The organism is Rhodococcus sp. Leaf225 (assembly GCF_001426145.1).
Lineage (GTDB): Bacteria > Actinomycetota > Actinomycetes > Mycobacteriales > Mycobacteriaceae > Rhodococcoides.
The window spans coordinates 16,382-29,462 of sequence record NZ_LMRN01000009.1 but is presented as its reverse complement, the minus strand read 5'-3'; the positions used below and the strand labels follow the sequence as shown (position 1 = coordinate 29,462).

The following is a 13,081-nucleotide window of genomic DNA, read 5'->3' as shown; positions in this document are numbered from 1 at the left end:
ACTCAGTTCTTCTTCCGCAGAGCGAACGCGAGACCGCCGAGGAACACCACCGCGGCGGCGACCAGGAACGGCCAGAGCGGCACACCGCCCCCCGACTCGGTCGAGGACGCGCCGGCGTCGGCCGCGGGACCGGGGGTCCCGGTGCCGGCCGTCGTCAGCTCGAATGTCCGCGTACCGCTCACGGGGTGGCCGTCGGCTGACGTGACGCGGAACGCGATGGTGTATGTGCCCGTCGGCCCGAGCTCTCGGAGGTCCACCGCGACGGTGGAACCCGACACCCGCGGGTCACCGTCGGACCAGAGGTTGCCGTCGGGACCGACGACGGTCAGCGAGGCGAACTGCGACTGCACTGCCTCGTTGAACGTCACCGTCGCCTCCGCCGGACCCTGATCGACGGAACTCTCGTTCTCGGGGGAGCTGGACACCACCACCGAGTGCGCGGACGCCGTCGAGGTGCCGAGCAGCAGCGCCGCGGCGAGGGCGAGCAGCAGAGCGAGGAACCGGCTCACGAGCGTCGACTCCGCACCGTGGCGCCGATCCCGAGTGCGGCACCGAGTGCTCCGAGAACCAGGCCGATCCCGCCGAGCCACCGGGCCGTGGTGTCGGACGACGACGCGGCGGCCCCGGTGGTCGAGGACGCTGACGACACCGTGGGGCTGCTGTGATGATCGCCGCTGCTCGCCGCGAGTTCCAGTGTGGGAGCCGGCAGTTCGGGCTCGGTACCGTCCTCCGGTGTCGGCTGGTCCCAGTTCACGACCTCGCCGTCACTGTAGGTCTGGCGGGCCGGGAAGGACACGCTCTCCTCCTCCGGCAGGGGGCCGGCCGAGAGCTGGAACTGCTCGAACTGTCCGGGCCCGACACCGGGGTTGCCGGGATCCGCCGTCCAGGTGACCGAGGTGGCCAGTTCGTCCGCCGAGCGTTCGACGACGGCCGTCCAGCCGGGCATGGGCTGCGTGCGGGCCGAGGTGAGGCCGGGCAGCTGGACGGTGACGGAGGTGGTGGACGCCGCCTCCGACTCGGTCGGCACCCGGAAGGTGAGAACGCCGTATCCACCCTGTGCCGCGTCCGGAGCGGACACGACGACGTGGGCGGACGCCAGTCCTGCGGAGGCGAGGAGGGCGGCGGCGGTGAGGACACTCGTGCCCAGGGCACGCGTGGAGAAGCTGGTCATGACAGATGTCTTCCGTTCAGGTGAGGGAGTACCGCGGTGTGAGTGGCTGCACGAGCACCTGCGGTGGTCCTCTCCTGGAGACGGCGGACAGAACGGGTACGGGAACGGGCCGATCGAGCGGCGCGGTGGCGGTGACGGGTCGGGGGCGACGCGGCGGCGAGAACGTGAGCCGCGGTGCGCGCAGCACCGACGTGATCGCGGCGAACAGCCGCTCCGACGAGGCGACCAGGACTGCGCCGACACCGACGGCGACGGCGTGCGCCGCGAGCATCGACGCGTCGAGCGGGTGGGCGTGTTCCGCGACGGCGGCCAGTGCTTCGTGCGCAACGACCTGTCCGCCCACGAGCCACAGGAGGATCGGGAGGGGGCCGGTCCGGGCGGTCCCGACACCGGCGGCGAGCACGCCCGCACCGATCGCGACGGCGAGCAGCAGGGAGAGAGCGGACGAGGTGGGCACGCCACCACCGCCGGCACCGTGCGCGGCGACGGCGAGCGTGGCCGTGAGTGCTCCCACGGCACCACCACGCCACACGCGCGTGCGCTCGGTCCCCATCGTCGACTCAGGCAGGGATCAGCGCACGCCGAGGCGCGCGAGGATGTCGGCCTCGATGCCGTCGAGCTCGTCGGAGATGGCGCCGTGAGCCAGCTTGCGGCGCGACGGCGGCATCTGCTCGGCGGCGTGCACCGCGGTGGTGAGCTCGGTCAGGCGCGACCGGATCGCATCGGCGAAGGCGCCCGTCTCGGCGTCCTGGTGCGACGCGGCGACCTCGGCGACGGAACGCTCGGCACCGACGATGCGAGCGCTGAGCTTGGCGCCGTGTCCGGTGTACTGGCCGAGCTCCTTCACGTCGACGCCGATGCGGCCGGCCCGGTACTGGTCGAGCTGACCCCGCAGGAGGGTCGCCGCGCGGTACGCGATCGGCACGAGGACGGGGGCCAGGACGCGACCGATGCCGACGTACTTGCGCACCTTCGCCGCGTTGATCTTGCCTTCGCGCGCGGCCTTCTCCCGTGCGGCCAGGGTCCTGATGTGCGCCTGATCCACCTTCTGTTGGCTGGTCAGCGCCTTGGCGTCGTTCTTCGCCAGCTTTTTCAGATGCTTGCGCTCGTTCCGGGCGGTGTACTTCGCCTCGAGGCCCGCCTTGTGGCGCAGGGCCTTGGCCTCGGCCTTCCGGGTCGCACGGCGAGAACGCTTCTTGCGCAGAGCCATGGTGTACGTGCCCCTATCGTGTCCGACTACGTCGCCAGAACGCTCCGACCGGATGACCGACGAGCGCCTGAATGCCTGCCGCCAGCCTATCGGTCCGCTCCGGGTGCGCTGCATCCGCGTGAGGTGTCGGCCCGTGGATCTACGCTGCGAGAATGTCCCACGTCGTGCCGCCCCCCGCTCCGGCGTCCGGCCCCTCCGTGCTGATCGACGCGTCGTCGCTCACCCGGTGCCGCCACCGCGTGTATCTCGACACCGCCTACCGCTCTCTGCTCGTCGACACCGCGGAGGACGCGGGGGTGCAGATGCGCCGGGAGGCGGCCGCCGCGTACCGAGCCGAGATCCGGGACACCCTGGTCGCCGCGGATCCGCAGTCGTGGGTGGTGGTCTCCCCGTCGATGTCCCGCTCGATGCAGGTCCGCGCCACCCGCGCGGCGTGCGAGTCCGGTGTCGAGCGCATCTGGAACGCGACCTTCGCCGACGACGAGGACGCCGGTCGGCGTGGCCGGTGCGACATGCTGGTGCGCGATCCGGACGGCGGGTACATCCCGGTACTGGTGGTCAACCACAAGGTCACCGATCCGGGAAGCGGCGCGGTGACCACGCCGTTCACGTCGTGGGCCCCCGCTCTCGATCCCACGCGCAAGGTGCGACCGCAGTTACGGGACCAGTTGGCGGCCGTGCACGTGCATCGGCTCCTGGGCCGCATCGGTCAGGCCGGTGTGTCGGCGCGAGCCGGTGTCATCGGCTTCGGTGCCGAGGTGATGCTCGTGCACGATCTGACGGCGGTCGAGGCGGAGTACGACACGCGCTTCGGTGACCGACTGGCCATCGCGTCGGGCTCGGTCGTCACGTCGCCGTCGAAGGTGTCGGAATGTCGGTCCTGTCCGTGGTGGTCCGAGTGCGGGGAGACCCTGCGGCGCACGCGGGACGTCTCGCTGGTGGCGGCGGGGTCGCGAGCGGACGCCCTGCGGTCCGCGGGCATCGTCACCATCGACGACCTGGCGGACTGGACGGGCGGCGTGCCCGACGAGTGGCCGCACGGCGACTTCGACGAGACGGTCGTCATCGCCCGTGCATGGATCGCCGACCTGCCGCTCGTCCGGCGCCGCGACACCGTGACGGTCCAGCGGGCGGACGTCGAGGTGGACGTCGACATGGAGAGCTACCAGGAGCACGGCGCCTACATGTGGGGAACGCTCCTCGACCGGCGGGACGGTGCCGAGCCGCAGTACCGCGCCTTCGTGACGTGGGAACCGGTTCCCACGATGGACGAGGCGCGCTCGTTCGGCGAGTTCTGGTCCTGGATGCAGGGCGTGCGTGCGGACGCGCACGCGGAGGGCCTGACGTTCGCGGCCTACTGCTACTCGCGCGCCGCCGAGGACAAATGGCTGCTGGGATCCGCGCGGCGGTTCGCCGGCATGCCCGGTGTCCCCACCGAGGCCGAGGTGCGGGAGTTCATCGACGGGCCGGACTGGGTCGACATCTACATCGCGGTGTCCCAGAACTTCGTGTGTCCGTCGGGCAAGGGCCTCAAGAAGGTCGCACCGGTCGCGGGCTTCCACTGGCGGGACGACGAGGCGGGCGGCGAGGCGTCGATGGCCTGGTACCGCCGCGCGGTGGGATACGACGGAGACGTCGACGCGTCGCAACGCACGCGGTTGCTCGAGTACAACGAGGACGACGTGCAGGCCACCCGCGCGCTGCGGGTCTGGATGGACGGGGCGGCCGCGCGGGAGATTCCGACTGCGGACGAGCTCGGCGGGATTTCCTCTGTAACGAAGTGAAACGCTCGCCATCGCTACCAGTCGGGGGTTGGCAGCGACGACGAGCGTCTCGAGATGTGATTCGTCCCAGTACCCGGTGTGGATGGGTGGTGACGAAAAACTTTTTCTCGAGCAGTTACCGCGGTGCCATCCGGAGTGCGCCGTCCATGCGGATGGTCTCGCCGTTGAGGTAGTCGTGCTCGACGATCATCTGTGCGAGCTGCGCGTACTCGGTGGGCTGAGCGAGTCGGGACGGGAACGGGACGCCCGCCTCGAGGCCGGCGCGGTACTCCGGGGTGACGCCGGCGAGCATCGGGGTGTCGACGATGCCGGGGGCGATGGTGTTGACGCGGATGCCCACCTGGGCGAGGTCGCGCGCCGCGGGGACGGTCATGCCGTGCACGCCGCCCTTGGACGCGGAGTAGGCGATCTGACCGATCTGGCCCTCGAACGCGGCCACCGACGCGGTGTTGATGATGACGCCGCGCTGTCCGGCCTCGTCGACGGTCGGCAGCGTCTGCATGTGATCGGCCGCCAGACGCATGACGTTGAAGGTGCCGAGCAGGTTGATGGTGATGACCGTGCGGAAGAGCTCGAGATCGTGCACGCCCTTCTTGGACAGGATGCGTCCCGCCCAGCCCACGCCGGCGCAGTTCACGACGATGCGCAGCGGGACGCCGGCATCGCCGATCTGTGCGAGGGCGGCCCGTACCTCCTCGTCGCTGGTGACGTCGGCGGCGATGAGCGTCACGCCGTCCGGTACGGAGTCACCGGCCTTGTCGATGGACTGCTGCAGGTCGAGGCCGAAGACGGTGACGCCGTTGTCGGCGAACCGCTTCGCCGTGGCCGCGCCGAGCCCCGATGCGCCGCCGGTGACCAATGCCGCTGTTCCCGCGATCTCCACTGCCGTGTCCTCTCGTCGGACGGCCGACTCGGTTACCGGCCGCTCACTGAAACGAACCCTAGTCGGTGGGTGCAGACTCGGGACATGACGTTCCCCGGTTCGGCAGACGAGGTCCATGTCCGGCGTTGTGTCGCGCTCGCGCGCGAGGCACTCGACGCCGGTGACGAGCCGTTCGGGTCGGTGCTGGTCGACGCGGACGGTCGGGTGCTCTTCGAGGACCGCAATCGCGTGGGCGGCGGGGACTCGACGCGCCATCCCGAGTTCACGATCGTGGAGTGGTCCGTGCGGAACCTGACGAGCGACGAGCGCGCCCGGACCACGGTGTACACGTCGGGGGAGCACTGCCCGATGTGTTCGGCGGCGCACGCGTGGGTGGGGCTCGGCGACATCGTCGTCGCGGTGACGAGTGCTCAGCTCACCGCGTGGCGGTCGGAGTGGGGTCTGGAGCCGGGCCCTGTCGCCGCGCTGCCCATCGGCGACGTGGCGCCGCGGATCCGGGTGCGGGGGCCCGTACCGGAGGTCAGCGCGGAGATGCGGGCACTTCATCGTCGGAATGCCGGTCTGCCGTCGGACGAGTGAGAGTCCAGCTCGTCGCCGCGATACCGAGGGCGAGGACCACGGCCGCGGCGATCAGTCCGACGGGTGTGCCGGGAAGCAGCCCCTCGAGGATCAGCCACACGCCGAAGACGAAGAACAGGGTCGCGGCACCGAGGGTGATGAGCCGCTCGGGCAGGTGCTTGCCCAGGGTCGCGCCGATGACGATGGCCAGAGCGTCGGCGGCGACCATGCCCAGCGTCGAGCCGATCCACACGCCGACCCAGTCATTGTCGGAGGCGAGCGTGACGGTGGCCAACATCGTCTTGTCGCCGAGCTCGGCGAGGAAGAAGGCGGACGCGACGGCGATGAAGGCGGACTTGGTCACCCGGTCGGCCTTCGTCTTCTCCTCGTCGTCGAGCGAATCGCCGCGCAGCGTCCACAGGCCGAAGACCAGGAACGCGACGCCGCCGACGATGCCGATCAGGTGCGTGGGCAACGCGACACCGAGGTAGTGGCCCACGGCGACGGAGACGAGGTGGACGAGCGTCGTGGCGACCGTGATGCCGCCGATGACGACCCACCAGCGGTACTTCAGGGCGAACGTCATGGCCATCAGCTGGGATTTGTCACCGAGTTCGGCGACGAAGATGACTCCGAAGCTGAGCAGCAGGGCGGCGAGCACGTCGAACCTCCAGGACAGGGCGCGTCGGCCGACACGAGGGGAGAACCTGGCCGACGCTCGGTGCAGCGCACCGTGCGGTCATCGGGACCGGTGCGGGAAGGCCGGAGGCCGGCCGGTCGACGAAAGGTCTCGCCCACCTGCTGCCACGTGGGTGGCAGCTCGGTTCACCGAGCCGGGAGCGCTCCGGCGAACCGGTGCGCGCCAGTATGTCGACTGGATGATCGGGGGCTACTCCCCTTCGCTGATCTCCACGCTAAAGACCTGGTCAGGCTTCTGCAACTTCGACAAACCTGTTCGGCTACCCGAAATTTGTCGTGTCATGCAGCGAGCAACATCGCGAGGACGGCCGTATCGGGATGGCTGATGGGATCGAGGCCCACACGGCTGATCATCGACGTCACGGTGCCGTCCGCCTCGGCCTCGACCCAGGCGGCGCGATGGTCCAGCCCGAGGTGCGGCAGACCCGGCAACAGCACGCACCCCGACGCGGCCCCGGCGCACTCCGGCAGCGTCGGCATCGTCTCCGACGGCGGATGCAGCATCATCAGCGCGGCCGGCTGATGCAGCGCGAAGCGCTCGGGGGTCACCGCGTGGTCCCCGATGACGGGGCCCTCGGACACCACGATGCCCACGGTCCCCTCGTGCGGGTCGTCGGGCAGTTCCTCGCGGACACAGAAGACGGTGCTGGTGTCCAGCAGGCCGGGGGTCGACGCGACCCGCACCGTGAAGGCGAGAAGCTGCGCCCATTCCTTTGTCGTGTCGGGCCACCGGCCGGAGATGACGAAGCCGCGCAGGGTTCCCGAGGCGTGGAACGGGGCCACACCGATGATGCGACGATCGGGACTGGTCATGACGTTCTCCTCGCACTGGCCGGCATCGAGCGGGACGGCCTGCGCGGAACGTGCGCGGACCATCGGCACACAACGTCGGGTAGAGGAAGAGAACACCATTATCGCGCTGGCACACAAGTGGTCACGAGTGCCAGATGTGGCCGGTGAGACGACGAATGCCGCGCCCTCGTGGGACGCGGCATTCGCGGTGCGACTGTGCGGCGGGACTACGGGAAGATGAGACCCGAGGTCTGCGACGTGGCTGCGGCGAAGCGCTGCTGCACGTCGGCCCAGTTGACGACGTTCCAGAACGCCTTCACGTAGTCGGCCTTGACGTTCTTGTACTGCAGGTAGAAGGCGTGCTCCCACATGTCGACCTGCAGCAGGGGAATGATGCCGAGCGGCACGTTCGCCTGCTGGTCGTACAGCTGGAACGTGAGGAGCTTCTTGCCCAGCGTGTCGTAGCCGAGCACTGCCCAGCCGGAGCCCTGCAGACCGTTGGCCGCGGCGGTGAACTGCGCGCGGAACTTGTCGAACGAGCCGAAGTGGTCGTCCAGTGCGGCCGCGAGCTCGCCCTCGGGCTTGTCTCCACCGTTGGGGGAGAGGTTCTTCCACCAGATGGAGTGGTTCACGTGGCCACCGAGGTGGAACGCGAGGTTCTTCTCCTGCAGGAAGATCGAGCCGTGATCGTCCTTGTCACGGGCGTCGGCCAGCTTCTCCAGTGCGGTGTTCACGCCGGCGACGTAGGTGGCGTGGTGCTTGGAGTGATGCAGCTCGTTGATCTCCCCGGAGATGTGGGGCTCGAGAGCTGCATAGTCGTAGTCGAGGTCGGGCAGTGTGTACTCGGACACGTGTTTCCCTTCTCTTGCATCTGTTGTAGCTGACTGCTGGCGTTACCCAGCCAACGTCATTCGTACACCTCGCGCAAGAGTTCGACGCAGTCGGAGTGCAGCGCAGACACGCCGATGCGGACCGTGGTCCCCTTGCCCGCGCGCAGCGATGACGTGGGCGAACTCGACCGACAGGTGAACGGAACCTTAAGATCGAGGGTGATGACCTCCTCGACGCCCGACTCGGACGGTGGGGTGGTCTCCGTCCGTACGGCGGCCGATCCGCCGCGGATCCGGTTCGGCGGAGTCGACATCCTGCGTGCGCTGGCGGTCCTGACCGTCGTGTACTCGCACATCTCGTACTTCCTGGTCGATGATCTCGGAACACCGTGGTGGCTCATCGACGTCGTCACCCTCGTGTTCGTCGAGCACGGCGGTCTGAACCACCATCTCTCGTTCGTGGGCGTCGCGTTCTTCATGATCCTCACCGGACTGGTCGCGACCGCGTCCGTCGTCCGCAACTCGCCGCGCGCCTTCCTCGTGGGGCGGGCAGCGCGGTTGCTCCCGGTGTTCTGGCTGTCGGTCCTCGCCGCGATCGTGCTGGTCCGCCTCGGGGTGAACGGGATGTTCTCGCAGACCGTGGGCATCAGCAACGCCGAGGCCGCCATGAGCTTCGTGCTCGGCGGCTTCTTCGTGCGCCCGGAGGTCGTGGTCCTCGGGGTCACCTGGACGCTCGTGGTCCAGGGGGTCTTCTACGTGTACGCGGTGAGCATGCGCCGGGTGCTCGCGTCCCGCCCCGTGCTGGTTCCGATCGTCGGTGCGGCCGTGTGCTGGCTGATCCTGCTCTACACCGATCTGGTGCCGTACGAGTACACGATCCCCATGGTCGACAAGGTCGCGGCGACGTTGCCCACCGTCTTCCTGGGCCAGATCGTGTATCTCGCGTTCGCCCGGCTCGCGTCGTGGCGGGCCCTTCTTCTCGCGGGTCTCGCCCAGTTCGCCGTCATCCGGTACGCGACGACGGTGGACGCCTTCCACGTCGGTCAGCAGGGTCACCTGTGGACGGTGCTGGTGCTCGTCGTCGCGGTGGTGCTGGTGGCTCCCACCGACACCGCGTTCGGCCGCTCGCGCGTGATCCACTGGCTCGCGACGCGGAGCTACACGATCTACCTGGTCCACACTCTGGTGCTCTACCGCATCTACTCGCTCGTCGAGCCGCATCTCGGTGCGACCGTCGCGGTGCTCGTCTTCGCGCTGATCACCGGTGTGCTCTCGGATCTGGTGTATCGCTACGTCGAGACGCCGGCGGCACGGTGGATCGCCCGCCACTGGTCGGGGCATCCGCGGACGCCTGCCCCGACCGCGAACGAGCCGACCTCGAGTGACCCGACCTCCGGCCCTCAGGCCAGCTGACGCATCACCTCGGCGGCGACCAGTTCGATGTGGTCGAGATCGGACAGGTCCAGCATCTGCAGGTAGAACCGGGTCGATCCGAGCCCGGCGTACGTTCCGAGCTTGTCGACGATCTCGGCAGGCGTCCCTGCCGCGCCGTTCGCCCGGAGCTCCTCCACGTCCCGTCCGATCGCGGCGGCGCGGCGGGCGATCTCGTCCTCGGTGGTGCCGCAGCACAGCACCAGCGCGTTGGAGAACGTCATCGACGACGGATCACGGCCGATGTCGGAGCACGCTGCGCGCACCCGGTCGAACTGTGTCGCCGTCGCGTCGGTGTCCGCGAACGCGAGATTGAACTCCGTCGCGTGACGCGCGGAGAGTTCCGGCGTCCGCTTCTTCCCCATGCCGCCGATGATGATGGGCGGCGGACTCTGCACCGGCTTCGGCAGAGCGGGTGAGTCGGTCACGGTGAAGTGGTCGCCCTGGTACGAGAACGTCTCACCCGCGGGAGTGCCCCACAGACCGGTGACGATCGCGAGGGTCTCCTCGAAGCGATCGAAGCGCGTGCCCACCGACGGGAACGGGATCGCGTACGCCGCGTGCTCCTCTGCGTACCAGCCTGCTCCGAGCCCCAGTTCGACGCGGCCGGCGCTCATCGCGTCGACCTGCGCGACCGAGATCGCCAGGGGACCCGGGTACCGGAAGGTGGCCGAGGTGACGAGGGTGCCGAGGCGGATCGTGGAGGTCTCCCGGGCGATGCCGGCCAGGGTGATCCAGGCGTCCGTGGGTCCGGGGAGACCGTCCGTGCTCATCGCCAGGTAGTGGTCGGAGCGGAAGAAGGCGTCGTACCCGAAGTCCTCGGCGGCGCGCGCCACGCGGACCAGGTCGTCGTAGGTCGCGCCCTGCTGCGGTTCGGTGAAGATTCTGAGGTCCATGGTTCGACAGTAGAAGGGCGTGCCGGAGTCGGGGAGCGACCGTGGGTGCGACACACGCGGAGAAAACGGGATCGAGTCCCGTTTCTGTGGATGTTTCTGTGGATGATGGGGATGGTGATTGTCGATCAGCAACCTCCGTAGGAAGTCGGAGATGCCGATCGACAATACTGCTCCCCATGGACTTCACCGCCGAGGCCGAACTGTCCGCCGCGCTCGACGACCTGCACGCAGCGGAGATCGACTCCCTGGCCTCGGCGGTCGCGCCGTTTCGCGGACGCCTCACCCGGAGCCATCTCGGCCGCGCGCGCCTGGTGGTCACACTCTCGGCAGACGGCCTGCCGCAGGCCGTCACCCTCGCCTCGGCTCTGCTGCGAGATCTCGCCGGTGGTCGCGACCTCGTGTCGCTGTCCGTCCGCTCGGCACGAGACCACGAGTCGGTGTCCGGACTGCCGCCCACCGACGGGTGGTCGTCGGTGTCCGAGGTGGCGGCGGAGCGGGCGATCTCCCGACAGGCCGTGCTCGCGCAGATCGCGGCGGGCACCCTGCCCGCGGCGAAGGTGGGGACCACGTGGGTGGTGGCCCGCGGCGCACGACGGTTCGAGAGCGGGCGGTTCGAGAACGACTGGTGATCGACGGTGGCACCGGGGCGAGGGGCGTGACAGGATCGAGTGCGTGAGCTTCGGATCCGTACCGTCCGTGTCCGTCTCCGACGTCCCGGAGCCCGGTCCCAGCGCCTCCCTGCTCGACGTCCGTGAGGACGACGAGTGGACCGCCGGGCACGCTCCCGGCGCGCTGCACGTCCCGATGGGCGACGTCCCGTCGCGGATGGCCGACATCAGCGTGGACGGCACCCTCTACGTGGTGTGCCGCCAGGGTGGGCGTTCGGCCCGCGTCGTCGAGTACCTGCAGCACGCGGGAGTCGACGCGGTGAACGTGGACGGCGGCATGGTGGCGTGGCAGCAGGCCGGCCTCCCGGTCGTCGACGACGCCGGTCGCCCGGCCACCGTGTACTGACGCTGTGACCGCTCCTCGGCCGGTGGCCTGGTTCCAGATCTGTGCGCGCTGCACACGGCGCATCGACGTGGGGCCGTCGCCGCGGCAGTGGTGTCCCGTCTGCCACGGGGTCCTGCTCTCCCCGGTGCCGGTCGGGCAGTCGACTGCCCCGGTCGGGCAGTCGCCGATGGCCGTCCGTCGTAACTTCCGCTGGGTGGCCACCGCGCCCGGATCCGCGCCGCGGCGCCGTGTCCGCCGGGTGCCGACCCCCACCCCCCGTTACGACGTCATGCCCACCTGGGGTCTGCCGATCGCGCCGCGCCCGCACCCGAGTGCGCCGGAGAGCGCCACGGATCGGCTGGCCCGGCGCTCGACCTCCCTGCTCACGGCGACCGGCGCCCTGTTCGTCGCGGCGGCTGTCGCCGAGCTGGCCCGGTACGTCGTGCTGCTCGTCAGTCGCGACCGACTGATGCCCGCCGCGGTCCTCGCACTGTCGGACGCCGCCGTGTGGTGCCTGTCGTTCCTGTCCCTCGGAGTCGGTCTCGTCGCCGCGGTGGCGACGGTCGCCCGCGTGGTCCGGTTGCGCCGGAGCGCCTACGCCCGTCACGGACTCACCGATCCGCGGCGCACGCGAACCCTGTACCTCGGATCGCTGCTGCCGGTCGTCACCCTGCTGTTGCCCGGGGTCTTCCTCACGGAGCTGGCCCGCACGAGCGAGCACCGGCTCCGGCTCGAGCGCCTGGTTCCGTGGTGGTGGGCGGCCTGGGTCGGCAACTGGCTGCTGATCGCGGCAACTGTCGCGTGGCGCACCGTCGACGGCATCCAGGCGCAGGCGAACGGTGTGGTCCTCACCGCGATCACCGACCTGGTCGCCGCGGGGGTGGCCGCCCTCACGCTCACCGTGATCCGCCGAGCCGACGGCCGCACCGTGCGCGGCGACACCCGCACCCTCACGCGATGGACGGTCCTGCCGACCACCCCCGTGTCCGACACGACCCCGGCCCCGGAGGACACCGCACCCGACCAGCTCGCCGACGTCCGATGATCTACTCCGCACACGAGGCCACACCCCTCGTCGTCGCGCATCGAGGCTCGTCGGGAACGCGGCCGGAACACACACTGGTGGCGTACGAACAGGCGCTGCGCGAGGGGGCCGACGGCGTCGAGTGCGACGTGCGGCTCACGCGCGACGGCCGGGTGGTGTGCGTCCACGACCGACGGATCGACCGGACGTCGTCGGGAACCGGGATCGTCAGTGCCCTCACCTACGAGGCACTGTCCGGCCACGACTACGGGACAGCCGACGATCCGGCGAACGTGCTGCTGCTGAGCGACCTCATCGACATGGTCTTGGCGTGGAAGGCGAAGCCCGCCAAGATCTTCATCGAGACCAAGCACCCGGTGCGCTACGGAGGCCTGATCGAGAACGCCGTGCTGGCGGAACTGCACCGCTTCGGCATCGGCCGACCCGGGTCGGCGTCCCTGTCCCGCGCCGTCGTGATGTCGTTCGCGCCCTCGGCGGTGTGGCGGGTGCGGCGATCGGCTCCGATGCTGCCGACCGTGCTGCTCGGCACCGCGTCGCGCTACATCGGCGGCGGCGCCGCGACCACGGTGGGCGCCACGGCGGTCGGGCCCTCGATCAAGACGTTGCGTGATCATCCGAACCTGGTCGATCACGCCGCGGCGGCCGGTCGAGCGACGTACTGCTGGACCGTGAACACCGAGGAGGACGTGCATCTGTGCCACGACCTCGGGGTGCGCTGGCTCGCCACCGATCATCCGGGTCGGGCGCTCGCGTGGTTGGACGACAGCATCACCCGGTAGGTTCGACGCT

Annotated in this window: 16 protein-coding genes; 7 read left to right on the top strand and 9 right to left on the bottom strand. The window is 69.8% G+C overall.

Translation table 11 applies throughout. The features are described 5' to 3' along the window. Nucleotides 1-2 precede the first annotated feature (2 nt). From ASG69_RS04515 to ASG69_RS04500, 4 genes are read right to left on the bottom strand one after another with little or no spacing between them, the layout of a single operon-like run. A complete protein-coding gene (locus ASG69_RS04515; protein ID WP_056440779.1) occupies nucleotides 3-509 on the bottom strand; it encodes a copper resistance CopC family protein in 507 nt (168 codons plus the stop codon). After that, nucleotides 506-1,171 (bottom strand): YcnI family copper-binding membrane protein, encoded by a 666-nt coding sequence (locus tag ASG69_RS04510; protein ID WP_056440776.1) that lies wholly within the window; start codon nucleotides 1,169-1,171, stop codon nucleotides 506-508. Before ASG69_RS04510 ends, ASG69_RS04515 begins: the two co-directional genes overlap by 4 nt. Nucleotides 1,172-1,187: 16 nt before the next feature. Further along, on the bottom strand, nucleotides 1,188-1,685 hold the full coding sequence (locus ASG69_RS04505) for a hypothetical protein (protein ID WP_156380435.1): 498 nt from the start codon (nucleotides 1,683-1,685) through the stop codon (nucleotides 1,188-1,190). A 57-nt stretch (nucleotides 1,686-1,742) separates the two neighbouring features. Then, the gene (locus ASG69_RS04500; RefSeq protein ID WP_027505892.1) at nucleotides 1,743-2,381 is read right to left on the bottom strand and encodes a DUF6474 family protein; all 639 of its coding nucleotides are present in this window, start codon (nucleotides 2,379-2,381) and stop codon (nucleotides 1,743-1,745) included. A 152-nt stretch (nucleotides 2,382-2,533) separates the two neighbouring features. On the opposite strand from ASG69_RS04500, the gene ASG69_RS04495 reads away from it, so the two are divergent. After that, nucleotides 2,534-4,165: a TM0106 family RecB-like putative nuclease gene (locus ASG69_RS04495; protein ID WP_197027802.1), complete on the top strand. Its 1,632-nt coding sequence runs from the start codon at nucleotides 2,534-2,536 to the stop codon at nucleotides 4,163-4,165. 115 nt (nucleotides 4,166-4,280) lie between these two features. Here the strand turns inward: ASG69_RS04495 and ASG69_RS04490 are convergent, their stop codons facing one another. Continuing rightward, nucleotides 4,281-5,048: an SDR family NAD(P)-dependent oxidoreductase gene (locus tag ASG69_RS04490; protein WP_056440773.1), complete on the bottom strand. Its 768-nt coding sequence runs from the start codon at nucleotides 5,046-5,048 to the stop codon at nucleotides 4,281-4,283. Nucleotides 5,049-5,132: 84 nt separating this feature from the next. Here ASG69_RS04490 and ASG69_RS04485 point away from each other — a divergent pair, with 84 nt between their 5' ends. Then, the gene (locus ASG69_RS04485; RefSeq protein ID WP_056440770.1) at nucleotides 5,133-5,627 is read left to right on the top strand and encodes a nucleoside deaminase; all 495 of its coding nucleotides are present in this window, start codon (nucleotides 5,133-5,135) and stop codon (nucleotides 5,625-5,627) included. On the opposite strand, the gene ASG69_RS04480 is transcribed toward ASG69_RS04485, so the two are convergent. The 3 genes from ASG69_RS04480 to ASG69_RS04470 form a co-directional block, all read right to left on the bottom strand. Continuing rightward, nucleotides 5,569-6,267, bottom strand: coding sequence for a TMEM165/GDT1 family protein (locus ASG69_RS04480; RefSeq protein ID WP_056440761.1), 699 nt, complete (start codon nucleotides 6,265-6,267; stop codon nucleotides 5,569-5,571). The genes ASG69_RS04485 and ASG69_RS04480 overlap by 59 nt on opposite strands. 317 nt (nucleotides 6,268-6,584) lie before the next feature. Then, on the bottom strand, nucleotides 6,585-7,118 hold the full coding sequence (locus ASG69_RS04475) for a hypothetical protein (RefSeq protein ID WP_027507330.1): 534 nt from the start codon (nucleotides 7,116-7,118) through the stop codon (nucleotides 6,585-6,587). A gap of 206 nt (nucleotides 7,119-7,324) precedes the next feature. Beyond that, nucleotides 7,325-7,948 (bottom strand): superoxide dismutase, encoded by a 624-nt coding sequence (locus ASG69_RS04470; protein WP_027507329.1) that lies wholly within the window; start codon nucleotides 7,946-7,948, stop codon nucleotides 7,325-7,327. A 201-nt stretch (nucleotides 7,949-8,149) separates the two neighbouring features. On the opposite strand from ASG69_RS04470, the gene ASG69_RS04465 reads away from it, so the two are divergent. Beyond that, on the top strand, nucleotides 8,150-9,340 hold the full coding sequence (locus ASG69_RS04465) for an acyltransferase family protein (protein ID WP_082544258.1): 1,191 nt from the start codon (nucleotides 8,150-8,152) through the stop codon (nucleotides 9,338-9,340). Here the strand turns inward: ASG69_RS04465 and ASG69_RS04460 are convergent. Further along, nucleotides 9,328-10,254, bottom strand: coding sequence for an LLM class F420-dependent oxidoreductase (locus ASG69_RS04460; RefSeq protein ID WP_056440756.1), 927 nt, complete (start codon nucleotides 10,252-10,254; stop codon nucleotides 9,328-9,330). The genes ASG69_RS04465 and ASG69_RS04460 overlap by 13 nt on opposite strands. Before the next feature lie 176 nt (nucleotides 10,255-10,430). Here ASG69_RS04460 and ASG69_RS04455 point away from each other — a divergent pair, with 176 nt between their 5' ends. The 4 genes from ASG69_RS04455 to ASG69_RS04440 are packed head-to-tail and all read left to right on the top strand — an operon-like array spanning nucleotide 10,431 to nucleotide 13,071. Continuing rightward, the gene (locus ASG69_RS04455) at nucleotides 10,431-10,883 is read left to right on the top strand and encodes a hypothetical protein (RefSeq protein WP_056440753.1); all 453 of its coding nucleotides are present in this window, start codon (nucleotides 10,431-10,433) and stop codon (nucleotides 10,881-10,883) included. Between the two features lie 43 nt (nucleotides 10,884-10,926). Beyond that, nucleotides 10,927-11,268, top strand: coding sequence for a rhodanese-like domain-containing protein (locus ASG69_RS04450; RefSeq protein WP_056440750.1), 342 nt, complete (start codon nucleotides 10,927-10,929; stop codon nucleotides 11,266-11,268). Between the two features lie 4 nt (nucleotides 11,269-11,272). Next, nucleotides 11,273-12,292 (top strand): DUF4328 domain-containing protein, encoded by a 1,020-nt coding sequence (locus ASG69_RS04445; protein ID WP_056440747.1) that lies wholly within the window; start codon nucleotides 11,273-11,275, stop codon nucleotides 12,290-12,292. Beyond that, on the top strand, nucleotides 12,289-13,071 hold the full coding sequence (locus tag ASG69_RS04440; RefSeq protein WP_056440745.1) for a glycerophosphodiester phosphodiesterase family protein: 783 nt from the start codon (nucleotides 12,289-12,291) through the stop codon (nucleotides 13,069-13,071). The genes ASG69_RS04445 and ASG69_RS04440 overlap by 4 nt, the downstream gene beginning before the upstream one ends. Nucleotides 13,072-13,081: the final 10 nt, after the last annotated feature.

What these genes read in the sequence shown, in the direction of transcription:
- ASG69_RS04455 (WP_056440753.1), top strand. Translation starts at nt 10,431, where the DNA reads ATGGACTTCACCGCCGAGGCCGAACTGTCCGCCGCGCTCGACGACCTG.
- ASG69_RS04510 (WP_056440776.1), bottom strand. Translation starts at nt 1,171, where the DNA reads ATGACCAGCTTCTCCACGCGTGCCCTGGGCACGAGTGTCCTCACCGCC.
- ASG69_RS04485 (WP_056440770.1), top strand. Translation starts at nt 5,133, where the DNA reads ATGACGTTCCCCGGTTCGGCAGACGAGGTCCATGTCCGGCGTTGTGTC.
- ASG69_RS04475 (WP_027507330.1), bottom strand. Translation starts at nt 7,118, where the DNA reads ATGACCAGTCCCGATCGTCGCATCATCGGTGTGGCCCCGTTCCACGCC.
- ASG69_RS04495 (WP_197027802.1), top strand. Translation starts at nt 2,534, where the DNA reads ATGTCCCACGTCGTGCCGCCCCCCGCTCCGGCGTCCGGCCCCTCCGTG.
- ASG69_RS04500 (WP_027505892.1), bottom strand. Translation starts at nt 2,381, where the DNA reads ATGGCTCTGCGCAAGAAGCGTTCTCGCCGTGCGACCCGGAAGGCCGAG.
- ASG69_RS04440 (WP_056440745.1), top strand. Translation starts at nt 12,289, where the DNA reads ATGATCTACTCCGCACACGAGGCCACACCCCTCGTCGTCGCGCATCGA.
- ASG69_RS04460 (WP_056440756.1), bottom strand. Translation starts at nt 10,254, where the DNA reads ATGGACCTCAGAATCTTCACCGAACCGCAGCAGGGCGCGACCTACGAC.
- ASG69_RS04465 (WP_082544258.1), top strand. Translation starts at nt 8,150, where the DNA reads ATGACCTCCTCGACGCCCGACTCGGACGGTGGGGTGGTCTCCGTCCGT.